A 16,305-nucleotide genomic window follows, 5' to 3' on the forward strand; every position below is an offset into this window, starting at 1 on the left:
CGGTCGAGCGGTGCCGGGCCAGCTCGTCGAGCTCGACGAAGGAGCCCTCGTCGAAGAGCATCTCGATCCGCTCCCGGGCGGTCCTGCGGCCCTTGGCGTGCTGCTTCTCCACCGCCTTGGCCGACCCGGCGTGCACCGCCTCGTCCAGGCGCCGCTCCAGGTCCGCGAGCTTGCCGGCCGTGGTGTGGATGTCGATGCCCTGCGGGACCTCGGTGCCGCCTGTGGGCTGTGCGGTCATCATTACCTCCTGAAACTCAGTGTCAAACTATGACACAGCGTCTCAGTGAGCCACAATGGCTCAATGGCTGAGACGACCGAGGTGATCCAGGAAGCCGCGTTCCGACTCTTTGCTCAGCGCGGGTACGCCGACACCAGCGTGGACGAGATCGTTGCGGCGGCCGGAGTCAGCCGCAGCACGTTCTTTCGCGCGTTCCGCTCCAAGGAGTCCGTGATCTTCCCCGACCATGACCGCCTGCTCGCCCAGGTCGAGGCCCGACTCGCGTCATCCACGCAGTCGTCGGCGCTCGCTGCGGTGTCGGACGCCGTGCGCCTGGTGTTCTTCCACTACGTCGCCGAAGGGGACCGAGCACGCGAGCGGTACCGTCTGACCTCAACGGTCCCAGCGTTGCGGGAGCGAGAACTCGTCGGGGTCTCGAGGTACCAGCGTCTCTTCCGGCAATACGTCACTTCCTGGTTCCCCTCATCAGAAGCCGGGCAACTCAGGGCTGAGCTCTTCTCGGCTGGCATCGTCGCAGCACACAACAGGGTCCTGCGGCGGTGGCTCCGCGGCGAGGAGATGGACCCCCACGTCGAGATCGATACCGCGCTCACCACCGTCCGCGAGACGTTCGAGCACCGGCATCAGGACATGGAACCGGTGGTCGTCGTCTTGCCGGCCTCGATGAAGACCCGCGATCTGGAAGCGCGCATCCGAGAGTGGGCATCAGAAGGCGCGGTCGAGAAGCAGGCGGACTCCACAGCGACCTAGTCAGGCATCGCGGTGCGCTCGCCAGAGGCTCCCACCGGCGATCGCGTTCTCATTTCGACGAGGCGCCTTGGGACACTCGGCTGCGTAAGCGAGTGACTCGGGGCGTCTCGTCGAACACGGGTCCATCGCACAGTGGCGCAGATCACAACGATGCTTGAAGGGTCAACGTCGGACGACGGAACCTAGGTGGGCGGTGCCCGAGGTGGATCGGTGATGGCTCGAACGTTCGGCAGCTATGGGGTCGGATCGCTCGGCGTGGCAGGAAGAAGCTGACTTTGGCCGGCCCGTCGCACAGGCCAGCGGTCGGTATGAGCGCCTGGGCTGGTGCCTGCTCCGAGCGGTAGTGTCGGTTGGGACGCCTCTAGGACACGGACCACATGACGGAAGCTGTCTTCATCTCACGGGGGCCTGCGGACCTGCCGTTGGAGGTGACGTCGTTCGTGGGCCGCCGGTCTGATCTGCGCCGGATCCGGGAGGTGATGTCGGAGTCGCGGTTGGTCACCTTGACGGGGTTCGGGGGGATCGGCAAGACGCGGCTCGCGTTGCGGATGGCCACCGAGTTGCGGCGGGTGTTCGATGGCGTCTACGTGGTTCCGTTCGGTGGGGTGGCGGATTCGGAGGCGGTTCCGGAGCAGCTTGCGGCCGCGTTGGGTCTGCAGGGACGGTCCAGAGGGTCCGCGACGATAACGGTTGTCGAGTACCTCCGGCCGCGGTCGGTGCTGCTGGTGCTGGACAACTGTGAGCACGTCGTCGACGTGGTGGCCGTGCTCGCCGACACGTTGCTGCGGACCTGTCCCAAAGTTCACATTCTGGCGACGAGTCGGGAGTCGTTGCGGACCGACGGTGAGGTCGAGTACCCGGTCATGCCGCTGACCATTCCGGAGCAGGTGTCGGGTGAGGAACCGCTGCACCAGTTCGAGGCCGTCCAGCTCTTCCTGGACCGTGCCCGTGCGATCGTCCCGGGGTTCGACCTCAATGATGAGAACCGCGCCGCCATCGCTGCGATCAGCCGCAAGCTGGAGGGCATCCCGCTCGCGATCGAGCTCGCGGCGGCGCGTCTGCGGACGTTTTCACCGGCCGAGCTGGACGCGCGTCTGTCCGACCGGTGGGAGCTGCTCAGCAGGGGCAGTCGCACCGCGCCGTATCGCCACAGCACGATGGCGGCCTGCGTCGAGTGGAGCTTCGACCTGTGTACGCCCGCCGAGAAGCTGCTGTGGGCCAAGGTGGCCGTGTTTCGCGACGGGTTCGAGCTCGACGCGGCAGTAGCCGTGTGCTCCGAGCGCGATGACGATGAGCCGATCGAGGAGACGCTGGCCTCGCTGGTGGAGAAGTCGGTACTGACCTCCATCCAGCACCAGGGCGTGAACCGCTATCGGATGCTCCCCCCGATCCGATACCGCGGTCGCGTCGAGCTTGGCCGGATCGGTCGGGACGCTGAGCTGCGCCGCCGCCACAAGGACTTCTACCTCGATCTGGTCGCGCGTGCGCACGAGGACTGGTTCGGCCCCCGCCAAGTCGACACGCTGAGCCGACTCCGTCGCGATCTCGGCAACCTCAGGAAGGCGCTCGAGCTGTGCGCGGTGGAGCCGGATAGCGCCGACCAGGGCCTGATGGCAGGCGCCAACCTGCTGGAGTGGGGACTGGTGGAGGGCCGGTTCGGGATGGGCCGGCAGTGGTTCGAACGAATACTTTCCGGACGCCCCGGGGATCCCGGAACCCGAGCGCTCGCGTTGCGAACCGCCAGTTTGTGGGCAGCGATGCAAGGAGACGTGAAGTCGGCTGTCTCGCTCCTCGAAGAAGGTCAGGTGCTCGCGACTCGGCTCGGCGGCGAGACCGAGACACTCCTGGTCCAGGCTGCCGGCTTCGTCGCGATGTTCGCCGGAGACCCCGCTCGGGCCGAGGAACTGCTCAGCGAGGCGGCGCGCGGCTTTGCCGCGTTTGGGAACAATGCGGAGCTGGCCTTCTGTTTCGTCCTGCTTGCGCTCGAGCGCAATCTCCTCGGCGACCTCGACGGCGCCCTGGAATCTAATCGAGCGTGCCTGGCGCTTGCCGAGCCCGTCGGCGAGATCTGGCTCCGGTCCTGGTCCCTGTGGGTGGCCGGGCAAGCGCTGTGGGCACGAGGCGACCCGGGGGCGGCCCGGGAGCTTGTCATGCAGAGTCTGCGTCTCAAGCGGCTGATCGCCGAACCCATGGGGATCGCTGTGGTGCTGGAGACACTCGCCTGGATCGCGGCCGCCACCGATCCGGCGCGCGCGGCGACCTTGCTGGGGGCGGCGCAGAACGAGTGGGACAAGATCGAGACCTCGGCCCGGGTCCTACCCTGGCTCGACAAACCACACCGCGAGGCCATGGATGCCGCCCGCACAAGACTCGGCGACGCCGCATTCGACTCGGCCTGGTCGGACGGGCGGGTCCTCGACCAGGCAACCGCGATCGCGCTCGGGCTCGAGGAACCCACGCCCGCTGCCAAGAGCACCACAGGCTCGCGCGCCCGCGCATCGCACTCGGGGCTCACGCGTCGAGAGCGCCAGATCGCCGAGCTGGTCCATAAGGGGCTCAGCGATAAGCAGATCGCGGACACCCTTGTCATTTCACCCCGCACAGCCGAGACCCACGTCCAGCACATCCTGACCAAGCTCGGCTTCAAAAGCCGGACCCAGGTCGCCGCCTGGATCGGCGAGCAGCGCAGGGCCGACGACCACTGACGGCGTGGTGGAGCTCTTGCCCAGGGTGCTGGACTCAATGCGGTGGACGAGGCCGCCTAATGACGATCTACGAGCAATCGTGGTGCATGTCAACGCACGCACGGTGTTCGAGCGTTTCGACGAGAGCAGGCCCGGGGGCCATCACGCCGTCTACTCGGTGACAAGAGCGTGATCTCAACGCTGGGCCGGATCGCCGTGGATGAGGAGCGCCTGCCCTTGAACAGACGCTGTCGTAACTCCTTGAGCCTCGGTACCCGACACGTTGACAGTGTGGTCACCGTCGATGAGCAGGCCCGAAGCACGGATCGGGCGATCTGCGGCAAACATTGAGTCGCGCGGAACCCAGCGCCGTCTGCTCTCCCACAACGTTATGGCCCAGCTGCGGAACTGGGCGAGGGTGTAGCCGATACGCCGCCACGTCGGAGGTGATGGCGAGTACGAGTACGCGGCCCACGATCCCTGATGCACGACTACCACTCTGCGACCCTGTTTCGGTCCGCGTACCGCCGGTGGGCGCGGGGACCACTTAAAGCAGCGGTTCCAGCGTAGAGATCCGCCGCATCCACCTCCCACCGGGAGGCCACCATCGCGATCGCTCGCCGCCGCGCACGACGGTTGGTCGGGGAGGGAAGGTTCGGTGCCGCGCGGGCAGGCGCGCCAGTTCACGGGGTCAGCGGGTGCCGGCTCCAGCGAGGTCCCTGTCGGTGGTGGTGGTCCAGGTCACGCATATCCCGTCGGGGTCGGGCCGGGAGTTGGTGACGGTGCCGCCGCGTGTGCGGATCCTGGCCAGGAGCGTTGCCAGTGTCTCGGCGGGGACGACTGTGGTGTGCCAGGTCATGCCGCGCCGCCGATCAGCTGGACGAGGTGTCCGGTCATCACCTTGCCGCGAAGCGGGTGGTCGCCGCGGCTGCGGGCGACGGTGAACCAGCCGTCCCAGTACGCCGAGTCGGGTCCGCGTCGGGTGCCGTACTCGAGGCGGACGTAGCCGACCTCGCGGTCGGCGTCGAGGACGCAGGCGCCGTCGCGAAGGGCGGAGCCGAAGGCGTCGCGCAGGTACTTCTCGTTCTGTGGGAGCACGATGGACATGGCAGGTCTCCTCAGCTCACGGCGAGGAACTGGTCGGCTGCGTTCCGCAGCAGCGCGGCAGCGGTGCGGTGGCCGAGGACGGTGGGCGGAGCGGGAGACCAATACGGGATGGCAGCGGCCTCGGTGGCAGCGCTGTCGTCCTCGCGGCGGGCCAGCTCGAGCAGGATCGCGCGCAGCTTGGCGGCCATCGTGGTGTCGGACGTATCCATGTTCACGACTGCCTCGCTTCCTGGCTCTGGGGTCTTTCGGACTACTCCCAGTGAACGTCCGATGGACTCCGGTCACGACCGGGGGATTACGCATCTAGGTACGTAGACGCGCACGCCTTGGTAGGCGTGCGTAGCGCGGGTCCCCGCCGTGTCCCTGTCCGACTGACGATCCGCCGTCGGCACGGACCACGGGGGGAGTCCGCGCGCTAGATCTCGCGAGCGCTACACCGCGCACTGAGCTGTCGTCCGGCCCGCCGATCCGGCGCCAGGTCCAGGTGAGCTCGGCTCTGATGTAGTCGCCGGTGAGGCTGCCACTGTGCCCGATCCTGGCAGTCGTCGCTGACCTGCGGTCTTATACGCCATCAGGACTCGAACCCCGAACCGCTGCGCAGTCTTCGCCGCCCTCTGAACGGCGATGCCGTGCAGGGCTGCGCCGGCGTCCTCTGCCATGCGGCTGCCTGGCTGTCGCTACTCACGCACCGGTCGGCGAGCCCTTTGGACACGATCCGGCTGCGCCACGAAGGTGCTTGTCGTGGCGCAGCCGGGTCTGATGTGTCCTTTTTCAGTGCTCGGCGCGATCGGAGAGCCGCCGCTGGGAGGTCTCTGGCGCGAACCAGCCGGCCACGAAGGTGATGGTGGCGAGGGTGATGACGTAGAGCGCCACCGGCCACGGGTCACCGCCCGCGGAGGTCGACAGGCTCACCGCGATGAACGGGGCGAAGCCGCCGAAGACGATGGCGGCCAGCTCGCGGCTCACCGCCGCGCCGCTGTAGCGCGACTCGGTGCTGAATAGCTCTGCCAGCAGGACGCCCTGGACGCCGAAGGCGATGCCGACGCTGCCGCCCTGCGCGAGGGCCAGGGCGACCATGGCCAAGGCGGGATTGCCAGCCGCCACGAGCCAGAAGAAGGGGAACGCGAACCCGGCGGCCCACAGGGCACCGAACATGAGGACCGGACGTCGGCCAAACCGATCGGAGGCCAGGCCTGCCAGTGGGGCGGTGACCATCACGGTGACGCCCGCGAGGACCAGGCCGAACGTGCCGACGCTCGGGCTGTACCCCGAGCGGTCCAGCCAGGAGAGGGCGAAGACCTGGTAGAGGTGGCTCAGCGACAGTGGTGCGGCGACCAGGCCCATGACTAGGACCATGCTCTTCCACTGGGTGCGGAAGAGGGTGCGGAGCGGCGCGCGATCTTCGGCCTGCTCCTCGCCCTCGCTCTCGATCTCACGCTCGAACTCGGGGGTCTCGTCGAGGCGCAGCCGGATCCACAGGCCTAGCCCGACGAGGATGAGGCTGGCCAGGAACGGGATCCGCCAGCCCCACGACGCGAACTGCTCGTCGTTGGTGACGGCAGTCATCAGCAGCACAGCGCCGGAGGACAGCACCAGGCCGAGGTAGACACCAGCCGCTGACAGGGAGCCATAGAGGCCGCGGCGGTTGTCGGGGGCGTACTCGACGGCGAAGACCGACGCGCCGCTGTACTCCGCACCCGAGCCCATGCCCTGCAGCAGTCGGGTGATCACCAGCAGCACCGGGGCGGCGACACCGATCGCGGCGTGGGAGGGGATCAGGGCCATCGCGGTCGTGGCCAGTCCCATCAGCAGCAGAGTGGCGACCAGGGCCGGCCGGCGACCGTGCTTGTCACCCACGTGCCCGAAGACCATGGCGCCGACCGGGCGTGCGACGAAGCCGGCGCCGAAGGTAGCGAGGGAGAGCAGGAGGGAGACCGAGGGATCGTGGTTTGGGAAGAACACCTGTCCGAAGACGAGAGCCGCGGCCGTGCCGTAGAGGAAGTAGTCGTACCACTCGAGGGCGGAGCCGAGGAGGACGGCGCCCGCGACGCGGGCCAGCGTGCCCCGGTCGGGTCGCTGGTCGGCGACCTCGGTGGGCCCTGGCTGGGCGTCCTGGGTCATGGTCATGACATTCCTTTCGCGGTGACGGGCCACTGTCCGGCCTCGCTCGTCAGGGGTGTGGTGCGTGTCACGACCGTAAACGCCGGAAGGCTATATGGAGAAGTATCTATTTCGTGGGCATTGAAACTTCCAGAATATGTGTCCGTACGCCGACACGCATCGTGGGCATGTCCCCGGGCGTGCTGCTTCACTGGGCAGCGTCGTCGACGAAGGAGGAAGCCCATGCTGTTCCACGTCCGGATGGATGTCGCCATTCCGCACGGCCTGGACCCGAAGGTCCGCGCCGAGCTGGTCGCCACCGAGAAGGCCCGCGCCGAGGAGATCCAGCGGTCGGGCAAGTGGCCCGAGCTGTGGCGGGTGGTGGGGGAGTACGCCAACATCAGCATCTTCGACGTCGACTCCAACGACGAGCTCCACGGGCTGCTTTCCAGCCTGCCGCTGTTTCCCTACATGGACGTCAAGGTCACGCCGCTGGCGAAGCACCCCTCCAAGGTGGGGTGATCCACGGGGGGCGCTGCCGCGCTGAGGAGGTCAGACGCGCGGCAGCCCGAGGATGCGGTCGTCCTCGCGGCCGAGCAGCTCCCGGGCGAGGGCCACGTCGCCATGGGCGAGGGCCTGACGGATCGCGGTCGAGGAGCAGGTCCGAGCCTTGTGCTGCACCAGGTCGACTCCTTCGACGTCGAAGCCGAGCCGCTGCCCCGTCCCGGAGAGGAAGGCGAGGTCACCGGAGCCGCGGTGGCCGCAGCGGAAGTTGGACCCCACCACCAGGATGCGGCACCGCAGCCGGTCGACCAGGCCGGACTCGACGAAGTCCTCGGCGCTCATCTTCGACAGGGCACGGGTGAAGGGTAGGACCACCACGTGGTCCGCCCCATGGGCCAGGGCGTGGGTCGTGCGGTCGGCGACGGGCATCAGCTGGGTGGGCGCCCGCTCCGGGGCGAGGACGGCCAGCGGGTGCGGGTCGAAGGTGACGAGCGCGACCGGCAGGTCACGCTCCCGCCCCCGGGCGACCGTCCTGGCGAGGAGCTTCTGGTGGCCCCGGTGGAAGCCGTCGAAGACCCCCATCGTGACGACCGAGCCGCGCGGGAAGAGCGGCGCGCGGGGCCAGTCGTCGTGGCGCACCATCATCGTCTCGTCCTTCCAGGTGGGTCAGTCTCGGGTCAGACCGGTGCGCCGTAGCTCGCGCACGGCGTCGGGGTCGGGGGTGACGCCGAGGCCGGGGCCGGTGGGCAGCTGCAGCGACCCGTCGGCGTAGGTCAGGGGCGTGGTGACGACGTCCTCAACGAAGAGCAGGGGGCCGAAGAGCTCGCTGCCCCAGGTGACGCCGGGGGCCGCGCACGCGAGGTGCAGCGAGGCGGCCGTGCCGATGCCGGTCTCGATCGACGTGCCGGCGTGGACGGGGATGCCGGCGGCGGCGCCGATGGCCACGATGTCGCGGGCCCGGCGCAGGCCGCCGACCTTGGTGACCTTGATCGACCACACGTCGGCGGCCCGCAGCCGCACCAGCCGCAGGGCGTCATGGGGTGTGCGGAGGCTTTCGTCGGCCATCACCGGGATGGGGAGCATCGCGTTGATCTCGGCCAGGGCCTCCACCTGCTCGCCGGGGACGGGCTGCTCGACCAGGTCGATGCCGGCGTGGGCAAGTCGGGGCAGAAGCGTGCGGGAGGTGAGCAGGTCCCACCGGGCGTTGAGGTCGACGCGCAGGCTCGCTGCGCCCGCCATCTTCTCGGCGATGGCGGCGATCCGTTGGACGTCCTCTGCGGGGTCGACCGCGCCCATCTTGAGCTTGAAGCTGGTGTGCGTGCCGGCCGTGAGGATGCGCTGGATCTCCTCGACGACGACCTCCACCGGCTCGGCGCCCAGGGCCCAGGTGACGTCGATCGACGTGCGGGTGACCCCGCCGAGCAGGTCGTGCAGGGGCAAGTCGAGGCAGCGGGCCCAGGCGTCGTGGAGGGCCACCTCGACGGCGGTCTTGGCATACAGATTGGCGGCGACCAGGTCGCCCATGTCGAGCCAGAGCGCCTCGACCTGGTCGACGCGGCGGCCGATGAGCAGGGGTGCGAGATACGTGTCGATGGTGACCTTCATCGACTCGACCGACTCACCGCCCCACCAGGGGCCGCCGGGGACGACGCCCTCGCCCACGCCGGTCGCTCCGCCGCGGGTGTGCACGAACGCCAGCAGCACGGGCTGGGCGTCCATGGTGACGCGCGCGAACCGGTGGAGCCGCCGCAGCGGTACGTCGAGGATGACGGTCTCGACCCGGTCGATCACCAGGTCCTCGTGGGGGATGGACACGCTCGTGCCTTTCGTGGGAGGCGTGGGGGCCGCCCGCGGAGCCGGCATGGGGGCATGGCTCCGCGGGCGGAGTCCGGGGTCAGGAGTCGGTCAGGCCGGTTCGAGCTCGAAGTCGTAGGTCGCGCGGCGGGTTCCACTGCCATCGTCCTGCGGTTCGAGGACCAGCTCGGGCTTGACGGCCTCGGCGACGTCGGAGTCCAGCCATTCGCCGCCGGCGAAGTAGAGCTGGGTCGTGATCGTCCGGTGGCCTTCGGCGCGGACCATGATGTGCAGGTGCGCCGGGCGCCACGGGTGCCAGCCGGCGGCCTCGATGAGCTTGCCGGTTGGGCCGTCCGTCGGGATCTGGTAGGGCGCCGGTTGGATGGTGCCGATCGCGAACCGGCCGTCGTTGTCGGTGACCACGACGCCGCGCAGGTTGCCTTCGGGCACTTGCGGCGCGAAGCCGGAGTAGTAGCCGTCGTCGTCGGCGTGCCAGATGTCGACCTCGGCGCCGGCCAGCGGGGTGCCGTCGATGTCGCGGACCTGGCCCTCGAGGACGAGGGGGGTGCCCTTCTCGTCGTCACGGCGGGGCAGCTGGCAGGTGGACTCGAGCCGCGCCTGGTCGGGTAGGTAGTAGGGGCCCTCGATGGTGCCCTTGGTGCCCTGCTGCTGCTCGGAGGTGACCTCTTCGACGACGTGCTCGATGAACACGTCCATGAAGAGTGGCCACTCGCCGGTCTCGCCGACTTCCATCAGCCAGGCCTTGGCGGCCTGGAATTCGGGGTAGGTGACGTTGTGCTCCCGGATCGCGGAGTGCACGCCCTGGAGGATGGCCGCGACGACCGCGCTGACCCGCTCGGGGTCGACGTTCGCGCCGCCGCGCCGCTCCTTGCTGGCGCGGAAGGCCTCGGTGGCGCTGGCGCCGGAGCCGGCGGCGGTGGGTGACTGCTGAGTGGTGCTCATCGTGATTCTCCTTGCCATGGGGAGGTGAGGGGACGTGACCAGCGCTGTGGCGGGACCGCCTCAGCGGTTCATGATCAGGTTGATGTCGGTGGGGTTGATCAGGTCCGGAACGGTCCAGCCGTCGAGGTCGTACTCGTCGAGCATGGTGTCGGCGAACCCCTTCATCGCGTCGACCTGGCCCTGGGCCTCGGCGGCGAAGAGCACCTCGGCCTTCACGTTCTCGTGGTTGCCAGCGTAGTTGCGCTCGTAGAGTTCGTGGCGGCCACCGAACTCGGTGCCGATCGAGTCCCACAGCGCCTTCATGAGCTTCACCCGGTCGACTGCGTCGTAGCCGTTGGAGCCACGCATGTACTTGTCCAGGTAGGGCCTGACCTCGGGGGTCTTGAAGTCGACCGCGTGCGAGTTGAGATAGATCAGGCCCGACGCCACGTCCTGCTCGATGATCTCCTTGACGCGCGGGTAGCCCTGGATCATGAACTGTCGGTAGACCAGCCCGTAGTCCATCTTGGGTAGCACGGTGCCGTGGGGGCCCGGGTCGGGGTTGCGGGCCATGGCGTCGGCGACCGCGCGGAACAGGTTGCGCCAGCCGATCACCTCTCCGGCGCGGGTCTGCACGCCGCGGAAGTCCTTGCTGCCGGTGATCTCGAGGGCCTTGAGGAGAAGGCCGGCGATGAACTCGAGCTTGACCGAGAGCCGGATGCAGCCCTGGAAGGTGAACCGCTGGATGAAGCCCGACTGCGGGACGAAGTTGCTGACCCGCTCGGGGTCGCCGTACAGGAAGACGTTCTCCCACGGGACCAGCACCTTGTCGAAGACGAAGACTGTGTCGTTCTCGTCCATTCGGCTCGACAGCGGGTAGTCGAACGGGCTGCCCATCGTGTCGGCCTGCATCGTGTAGGAGGGGCGGCAGAAGAGCTTGATGCCGGGGGAGTCCATCGGCACCGTGCAGATGAGGGCGTACTCCTTCTTCTTGATGGGGAGCCCGTAGTGCGCGATGAAGTTGTAGTTGGTGATCGCCGATCCGGTGGCGACGACTTTGGCGCCGGAGACGATGACGCCGGCGTCGGTCTCCTTCTCGACCCGCATGAAGACGTCACCGGCCTCGTCGGGCGGCAAGTTGCGGTCGACGGGCGGGTTGACGATCGCGTGGTTCAGTAGAGGACCTTTTCCTGGCTCTCCCGATACCACCGCTTCGCGTTCTCCTCGAACGGCTGGTAGTACTCGGTGTTGGCGCCCAAGGTGCCGAGGAACGCGGCCTTGTAGTCGGGGCTGCGGCCCATCCATCCCCACGTCTGCCGGGCCCAGTGCTCGATGGCGTCCTTGTCCTTGAGCAGGTCCTCGCTGCTATGCGGGGTGCGGAAGAATGAGTGGGTGTAGCCGCCGTTGCCGGTGTCGGTGGGGACGGTGATCTTGTCTTTGGTGTCCGGGTCGTGCAGCGCGTCGTAGAGCCGGGCGGTCATCCGGATGGGGTTGCGGAACGCGGGGTGCTCGGTGACGTCCTTGACCCGCTCGCCGTAGATCCAGATCTCCCGGCCGTCGCGCAGCGACTCGATGTACTCCTCCCCGTTCATGGGGCGGCTGGCGCTCGCCTCCTCGGGGGCCTTCAGGTCGGCGGCGCGGTCCTCGATCTGTGTCATCTCGCTTCTCCTTGGGTGGGTGTGCGGGTGCTTGGGTGTGCGGGTGCGGGGTGTGTCATGTCCGAGGGGTGGGCTTCTCGAGGCGGGCAGGTCGGGTCACGCGTGTGCGGATTCGACGAGCGGCTGGAAGTTCACCGTGGCGTCGAACCAGCCGGAGGTGGGGCAGTCGATGGAGCCGCCCCAGTGGATGCCGGGTGCCGCGTCGTGGTCCGGGCTGAGGTAGCGGAACTGACCGCCGAAGAAGAGCAGCGGATCCCGCTCGGTCAGGTCGACGGCCTCGACCTCGCCGATGATGATCAGGTGGTCGCCGCCGTCGTAGGTCCGCCACGGCCGGCACGAGATGGTCGTCGCGGCGCCTTCGAGCAGCGGCGCAGTGGGGCCGTCGACCCAGGCGGGCGCCCGGTCGGCGGGTCGGCCGGCGAAGTGCCAGGCGACGTCGACTTGGTCGTGGGCCAGCACGTTGATGGCGAAGGGCTGGCGCTTGAGGAACTGACACGCCTTGGAGTTGCGGCCGAGGGTGACCTGGGCAAGCGCCGGCTCGAGCGAAACCGCGGTGAACGCGTTGACGGTGGCTCCGTGCGGCTCGCCGTCGGCGTTCGTACAGGTGACGACCGTCACGCCGGTGGCGAAGCGGCCGAACGCGTTGCGGAGCTCTCGCGGGTCCATGGTCGACACCTCCTGGTGTACGCTGTGCGTGCAATTTGCACGCTTTGCGTTCATACGACGGTGGCTCAGGTCACACGCTGGCGTCAATGGGTAGGGCCGCTTGGATCGATATCCAGATCCACAGAATCAGGAGGCACAGCGAATGAGTCCCACCACCGGTTCCGGCTCCGAGCGCGATTACGTCCAGAGCATCGAGCGTGGCTTCGCCGTGCTCCTCGCCTTTGACGCGGATCTGCCTAACCCCTCGCTCGCGGAGCTGGCCCAGAGGACCGGCCTGTCGCGGCCGGCTGTGCGCCGGATCCTGCTCACCCTCCAGCGCCTCGGCTACGTCGCGGGCTCCGGTGGTCGGTGGTCGCTGACGCCGCGGGTGCTCACCATCGGCCAGCACTACGCAGCGACGCACGGGATCGTGGAGATCGCCCAGCCTCACCTGCTGCGGGTAGCCGAGCGCACCGGTGACTCGGCCTCCCTGGCCCAGCTGGACGGGATCGACGTCGTCTACGTCGCCCGTGTCAACGCACGTCGCGTGCTCAGCCTCAACGTTGACATCGGCACCCGGCTCCCGGTCCACGCCACGTCGACGGGCCGGGTGCTCGTGGCATTCGCAGCGTCTGCGGTCGTCGACCGGGTCATCGAGGAGACCGGCCTGCCAGCCCTGACAGCGCATACGATCACCGACTCGATCGTCTTCAGGGACGCGCTGCACCACGTACGGCGTACCGGCTACGCGCTCGTGGACAGTGAGCTCGAGGACGGGTTCGTCTCCGCGGCCGTGCCGATCCGCGACAGCAAGGGTGCTGTCGTGGCCGCCCTGGCCTCCTCCACGTCGCGCGGCCGCCGGACGCCCGAGGACGTCGAGCGCGAGGTTGTCCCGGTCCTGCTCGAGGTCGCCGAGGACATCGGTCGCGACCTCGAGCTGGTCCTGAGCAGGCCCCGGGTTCTCACCTCCGGTCCGCGCGACGGGTTCTTCTGAGCGGACCTACTGGCCGGCCGAGTCGGCCAGGTCGGCCAGCATCGTCAACGCCCTGGCGAGGACCGGGTTCTCATCGCCGGTCCGGGTCGCGGCGACGAGGTCGACGCCCGGCGTGCCGACGAGCGGGACGTAGACGACCCCGGGCACGGCGAGAGCCGCCGTGGGCTCGGGCACCACGGCGACACCCAGGCCCGCGGCCACGAAGGTCAGCAGGGTGGAGGTCTCGGCGACCTCGTGGACGACGTGGGCCTGCAGTCCCGCGGAGTCGAAGATGTCCTGCACCATCGTGTTCATCGCCGAGCGGCCGCCGCCCGCGTGGATGACCAGCCCCTCGCCGCCAAGGTCCTTGACCCGCAGGCGTCGCCGATCGGAAAACCGGTGCTCCCGCGGCATCGCCACCAGCAGCCGTTCACGCCGCACCTGGGTGATCGTCAGGCCCGTTGAGTCAGGCAGACGGCGGAGCAACCCGAGGTCGAGCGTCCCCTCGTGCAATGCCGCGTCCTGGTCGGGGGACAGCATCTCCCCCCGGAACCCGAACTCGACGTCGGGCAACTCGGCACGCAACGTCCGCGCCAGTGCCGGCAGCAGCGAGTATGTCGCCGAGCCGACGCAACCAACGATCAGCCGCCCGGTCCGGCCGGAGGCGATGCGCCCCGCCTCCACGGCCGCGGCGTCGACGGCGTCGAGGATCGCTCGGGATCGCTCGAGGTAGGCCGCTCCCGCCGGGGTGAGATCCACACGCCGGGTGGTCCTCGAGAGGAGGGTGAGCCCGAGCTCGGCCTCGAGCTGGCGGATCTGTTGGGAGAGCGGCGGCTGGGCCATGTGCAGCCGCTCGGCCGCCCGCCCGAAGTGGCGCTCCTCGGCGACCGCGACGAAGTAGCGCAGGTGGCGCAGTTCCATGAGGTCATACTCGCAGAGTCTTAGTCCAGGCGAAACCGATACTTCTCCATATCGACCTTCGGGCCTAGGTTTGCGAGGCATGGACGAGGTCGCGTTGTCAGGGCACCAGCACGGCCCCCGCGGCAGGAGGAGCGATGTGATTCCCCGATCCTGTCTGGTGGTCCCCGGCTCCGACTCCCGCAAGATGGCGAAGGCGCTGTCGACGGCTGCGGACGAGGTGGTCCTCGACCTCGAGGACGCCGTGGCGCCCGCGGCCAAGGACGAGGGCCGCGCGAGCGTGGTCGATGCCCTGGGGAGCCGACACCACAAGCGGCTCGCGGTCAGGATCAACCAGATCGGCACGCCCTGGTGTCATCGTGACGTGCTCGGCGTGGTGTCGGCCGCGCCCTCGCGCGGGGTGACGCTCGTGGTACCCAAGGTGCAGTCGGTCGCCGACGTCGGTTTCGTCGACCGGTTGGTGCGCGGCGTCCTCGCCCAGCATCCCGCCCGCGCACCCGAGGTCCGGCTCGACGTCCTCGTGGAGTCCGCTGCGGCGCTGCGAGACCTCCATGCCATCGTCGCTGCGAGCGAGCTGGTGAGAGCGGTGGTGGTCGGTTACGCCGACCTGGGCGCCGATCTGGGCAGGGACGCTGCTGGTGACCCGGCACTGTGGGATGCCGTACGCCACCAGGTGGTCGCGGCGGCCCGTGCGGCCGGGCGGGCCGTGATCGACGGACCTTGGCTGGGCACTGCCGCGGACGCCGCCTTCACCCGCGACCGGGAGCGGGCACGGGCCTTGGGGTTCGACGGGACCTGGGTGATCCATCCCGACCAGGTCTCCGAGGCCACCCGCGTCTTCACTCCTTTGGCCGAGGAGGTCGCCTGGGCACAGCGAGTGGTGACCACCCTCGAGGCCTCGGTTGCCGGGGGCGCCGGAGCGGTCGCCCTCGACGGTCAGATGCTCGACGAGGCGGTGGCGGTCCGAGCGCGGTCCGTGCTCGCGCGGGCGGAGTCCCGGTGAGCGCCGAGAACACCGTGGTGGCTCGCGGGCCTTGGTTCGACGAGCTGGAGCACGGCCAGGTCTTCGACACCGCGCCGAGCGTCACGCTGACCTCCGGCGCGGCGGCGATGCACCAGGCCATCGTCGGTGACCGGCTGGCGATCGCGACCGACCACGAGCTGGGCAGCCGACTCAGCGGGCGAGGACCACTTGCGCACCCTGCCCACGTGTGGGACGTGTCGATCGGGCAGTCGACGCTGGCGACGCACTTCGTCAAGGCCAACCTGTTCTACCGCGGGCTCACCTTCCACCGGCTGCCCTCGCTCGGCGACACGCTGACGACCACCACGACCGTGGTGGGGCTGAAGCAGAACACGCCGCGGCCCAGGAAGCCCCACACCGGGCTGGCGGCGCTACACATCACGACAGCGGACCAGCGCGGTGCGCCGGTCCTCGACTACCACCGGTGCGCGCTACTGCCCCTCTCCTCGAGCGCCGCGGCGACCGGACACGCAGACGACCTCGCCCAGATCGGGGCGGACGCGAGCGCCAACTTTGACATGCTCGACGACCTCGACCTGGACGCGCTGCCGCGGCGGGCCGAGCCACCCACCCCCGGCACCACGGTCGAGGTCGTCGGCGGAGACGTCGTCAGCAGCGCACCGGAGCTGGCCCGGCTCACGCTGAACATCGCCCAGGTCCACCACGATGCGAAGGCCGGCGGCGGGCGCCTCGTCTACGGCGGCCACACCATCGGCATCGCTGCGGCCCAGGCCAGCCGAGCGCTGCCCGGCATCGTGCTCTTTCTGGGCTGGCAGTCCTGCGACCACACCGGTCCCGTGCACGAGGGAGACACCCTGCGCAGCAGGATCGCCGTCGAGTCCGCCCGCCCCGGCCCGGCAGGCACCCAGGTCCTCGAGCTGCGCTCACTCGTGGAGGCGGACGCCACGGAGACTCCCGGGGGTCCCAGGCCCGTCCTCGACTGGCGATACACCGTCTTGGCCTGAGCG

At 69.1% G+C, this 16,305-nt stretch carries 17 protein-coding genes and 1 pseudogene; 6 read left to right on the forward strand and 12 right to left on the reverse strand.

From position 1 onward, the window contains the following. On the reverse strand, positions 1–238 hold a 238-nt coding region (locus DDE18_RS22040), incomplete at its 3' end, for a carboxyl transferase domain-containing protein (RefSeq protein WP_281258429.1). Between the two features lie 63 nt (positions 239–301). On the opposite strand from DDE18_RS22040, the gene DDE18_RS22045 reads away from it, so the two are divergent. Next, on the forward strand, positions 302–988 hold the full coding sequence (locus DDE18_RS22045; protein WP_116574584.1) for a TetR/AcrR family transcriptional regulator: 687 nt from the start codon (positions 302–304) through the stop codon (positions 986–988). A gap of 377 nt (positions 989–1,365) precedes the next feature. After that, positions 1,366–3,693: a LuxR C-terminal-related transcriptional regulator gene (locus DDE18_RS22050; RefSeq protein ID WP_116574585.1), complete on the forward strand. Its 2,328-nt coding sequence runs from the start codon at positions 1,366–1,368 to the stop codon at positions 3,691–3,693. Between the two features lie 670 nt (positions 3,694–4,363). Here DDE18_RS22050 and DDE18_RS23215 read toward each other — a convergent pair. From DDE18_RS23215 to DDE18_RS22065, 4 genes are all read right to left on the reverse strand, one after another. After that, on the reverse strand, positions 4,364–4,531 hold the full coding sequence (locus tag DDE18_RS23215) for a hypothetical protein (RefSeq protein ID WP_165821321.1): 168 nt from the start codon (positions 4,529–4,531) through the stop codon (positions 4,364–4,366). Further along, a complete protein-coding gene (locus tag DDE18_RS22055; protein ID WP_116574586.1) occupies positions 4,528–4,779 on the reverse strand; it encodes a hypothetical protein in 252 nt (83 codons plus the stop codon). The genes DDE18_RS23215 and DDE18_RS22055 overlap by 4 nt, the downstream gene beginning before the upstream one ends. Positions 4,780–4,790: 11 nt before the next feature. Next, positions 4,791–4,988, reverse strand: coding sequence for a hypothetical protein (locus tag DDE18_RS22060; protein WP_133241312.1), 198 nt, complete (start codon positions 4,986–4,988; stop codon positions 4,791–4,793). Between the two features lie 562 nt (positions 4,989–5,550). Beyond that, positions 5,551–6,906: an MFS transporter gene (locus DDE18_RS22065; RefSeq protein WP_116574588.1), complete on the reverse strand. Its 1,356-nt coding sequence runs from the start codon at positions 6,904–6,906 to the stop codon at positions 5,551–5,553. Between the two features lie 216 nt (positions 6,907–7,122). On the opposite strand from DDE18_RS22065, the gene catC reads away from it, so the two are divergent. After that, positions 7,123–7,401, forward strand: coding sequence for a muconolactone Delta-isomerase (gene catC, locus DDE18_RS22070; protein WP_116574589.1), 279 nt, complete (start codon positions 7,123–7,125; stop codon positions 7,399–7,401). A 30-nt stretch (positions 7,402–7,431) separates the two neighbouring features. Here the strand turns inward: catC and DDE18_RS22075 are convergent, their stop codons facing one another. From DDE18_RS22075 to DDE18_RS22095, 6 genes and pseudogenes are all read right to left on the reverse strand, one after another. After that, positions 7,432–8,028, reverse strand: a complete 597-nt coding sequence (locus DDE18_RS22075; RefSeq protein ID WP_116574590.1) for a hypothetical protein — start codon at positions 8,026–8,028, stop codon at positions 7,432–7,434. Positions 8,029–8,049: 21 nt separating this feature from the next. Then, positions 8,050–9,198 carry a muconate/chloromuconate family cycloisomerase gene (locus DDE18_RS22080; protein ID WP_211754706.1) on the reverse strand — a complete coding sequence of 383 codons (1,149 nt, stop codon included), beginning with the start codon at positions 9,196–9,198 and terminating at the stop codon, positions 8,050–8,052. A 90-nt stretch (positions 9,199–9,288) separates the two neighbouring features. Then, positions 9,289–10,140 (reverse strand): catechol 1,2-dioxygenase, encoded by an 852-nt coding sequence (catA, locus tag DDE18_RS22085; RefSeq protein WP_116574592.1) that lies wholly within the window; start codon positions 10,138–10,140, stop codon positions 9,289–9,291. 60 nt (positions 10,141–10,200) lie between these two features. Then, a complete protein-coding gene (locus DDE18_RS22090; RefSeq protein ID WP_425437594.1) occupies positions 10,201–10,980 on the reverse strand; it encodes a 4-hydroxyphenylacetate 3-hydroxylase C-terminal domain-containing protein in 780 nt (259 codons plus the stop codon). Continuing rightward, positions 10,975–11,777 (reverse strand): annotated as a pseudogene (locus DDE18_RS24325) (4-hydroxyphenylacetate 3-hydroxylase N-terminal domain-containing protein); the annotation flags it as partial. The gene DDE18_RS22090 and the pseudogene DDE18_RS24325, both read right to left, overlap by 6 nt. 96 nt (positions 11,778–11,873) lie before the next feature. Next, positions 11,874–12,443 (reverse strand): flavin reductase family protein, encoded by a 570-nt coding sequence (locus DDE18_RS22095; RefSeq protein WP_116574593.1) that lies wholly within the window; start codon positions 12,441–12,443, stop codon positions 11,874–11,876. Between the two features lie 142 nt (positions 12,444–12,585). Between DDE18_RS22095 and DDE18_RS22100 the strand changes: the two genes are divergently transcribed. After that, the gene (locus DDE18_RS22100) at positions 12,586–13,416 is read left to right on the forward strand and encodes an IclR family transcriptional regulator domain-containing protein (protein WP_116574594.1); all 831 of its coding nucleotides are present in this window, start codon (positions 12,586–12,588) and stop codon (positions 13,414–13,416) included. Between the two features lie 6 nt (positions 13,417–13,422). On the opposite strand, the gene DDE18_RS22105 is transcribed toward DDE18_RS22100, so the two are convergent. Further along, the gene (locus DDE18_RS22105) at positions 13,423–14,316 is read right to left on the reverse strand and encodes a LysR substrate-binding domain-containing protein (RefSeq protein ID WP_116574595.1); all 894 of its coding nucleotides are present in this window, start codon (positions 14,314–14,316) and stop codon (positions 13,423–13,425) included. A gap of 136 nt (positions 14,317–14,452) precedes the next feature. Between DDE18_RS22105 and DDE18_RS22110 the strand changes: the two genes are divergently transcribed. Then, positions 14,453–15,316, forward strand: a complete 864-nt coding sequence (locus DDE18_RS22110) for an HpcH/HpaI aldolase/citrate lyase family protein (RefSeq protein WP_211754709.1) — start codon at positions 14,453–14,455, stop codon at positions 15,314–15,316. Then, the gene (locus DDE18_RS22115) at positions 15,313–16,302 is read left to right on the forward strand and encodes a hotdog family protein (RefSeq protein ID WP_245916943.1); all 990 of its coding nucleotides are present in this window, start codon (positions 15,313–15,315) and stop codon (positions 16,300–16,302) included. The genes DDE18_RS22110 and DDE18_RS22115 overlap by 4 nt, the downstream gene beginning before the upstream one ends. The last annotated feature ends 3 nt before the right edge of the window (positions 16,303–16,305 follow it).

It is taken from the genome of Nocardioides gansuensis (assembly GCF_003076135.1).
In the GTDB taxonomy this organism is placed as follows: domain Bacteria; phylum Actinomycetota; class Actinomycetes; order Propionibacteriales; family Nocardioidaceae; genus Nocardioides; species Nocardioides gansuensis.

Coding starts and splice junctions, on each gene's coding strand:
- DDE18_RS22045 (WP_116574584.1), top strand. CDS start 302: ATGGCTGAGACGACCGAGGTGATCCAGGAAGCCGCGTTCCGACTCTTT.
- DDE18_RS22050 (WP_116574585.1), top strand. CDS start 1,366: ATGACGGAAGCTGTCTTCATCTCACGGGGGCCTGCGGACCTGCCGTTG.
- DDE18_RS23215 (WP_165821321.1), bottom strand. CDS start 4,531: ATGACCTGGCACACCACAGTCGTCCCCGCCGAGACACTGGCAACGCTC.
- DDE18_RS22055 (WP_116574586.1), bottom strand. CDS start 4,779: ATGTCCATCGTGCTCCCACAGAACGAGAAGTACCTGCGCGACGCCTTC.
- DDE18_RS22060 (WP_133241312.1), bottom strand. CDS start 4,988: ATGGATACGTCCGACACCACGATGGCCGCCAAGCTGCGCGCGATCCTG.
- DDE18_RS22065 (WP_116574588.1), bottom strand. CDS start 6,906: ATGACCATGACCCAGGACGCCCAGCCAGGGCCCACCGAGGTCGCCGAC.
- catC (WP_116574589.1), top strand. CDS start 7,123: ATGCTGTTCCACGTCCGGATGGATGTCGCCATTCCGCACGGCCTGGAC.
- DDE18_RS22075 (WP_116574590.1), bottom strand. CDS start 8,028: ATGATGGTGCGCCACGACGACTGGCCCCGCGCGCCGCTCTTCCCGCGC.
- catA (WP_116574592.1), bottom strand. CDS start 10,140: ATGAGCACCACTCAGCAGTCACCCACCGCCGCCGGCTCCGGCGCCAGC.
- DDE18_RS22090 (WP_425437594.1), bottom strand. CDS start 10,980: ATGGACGAGAACGACACAGTCTTCGTCTTCGACAAGGTGCTGGTCCCG.
- DDE18_RS22095 (WP_116574593.1), bottom strand. CDS start 12,443: ATGGACCCGCGAGAGCTCCGCAACGCGTTCGGCCGCTTCGCCACCGGC.
- DDE18_RS22100 (WP_116574594.1), top strand. CDS start 12,586: ATGAGTCCCACCACCGGTTCCGGCTCCGAGCGCGATTACGTCCAGAGC.
- DDE18_RS22105 (WP_116574595.1), bottom strand. CDS start 14,316: ATGGAACTGCGCCACCTGCGCTACTTCGTCGCGGTCGCCGAGGAGCGC.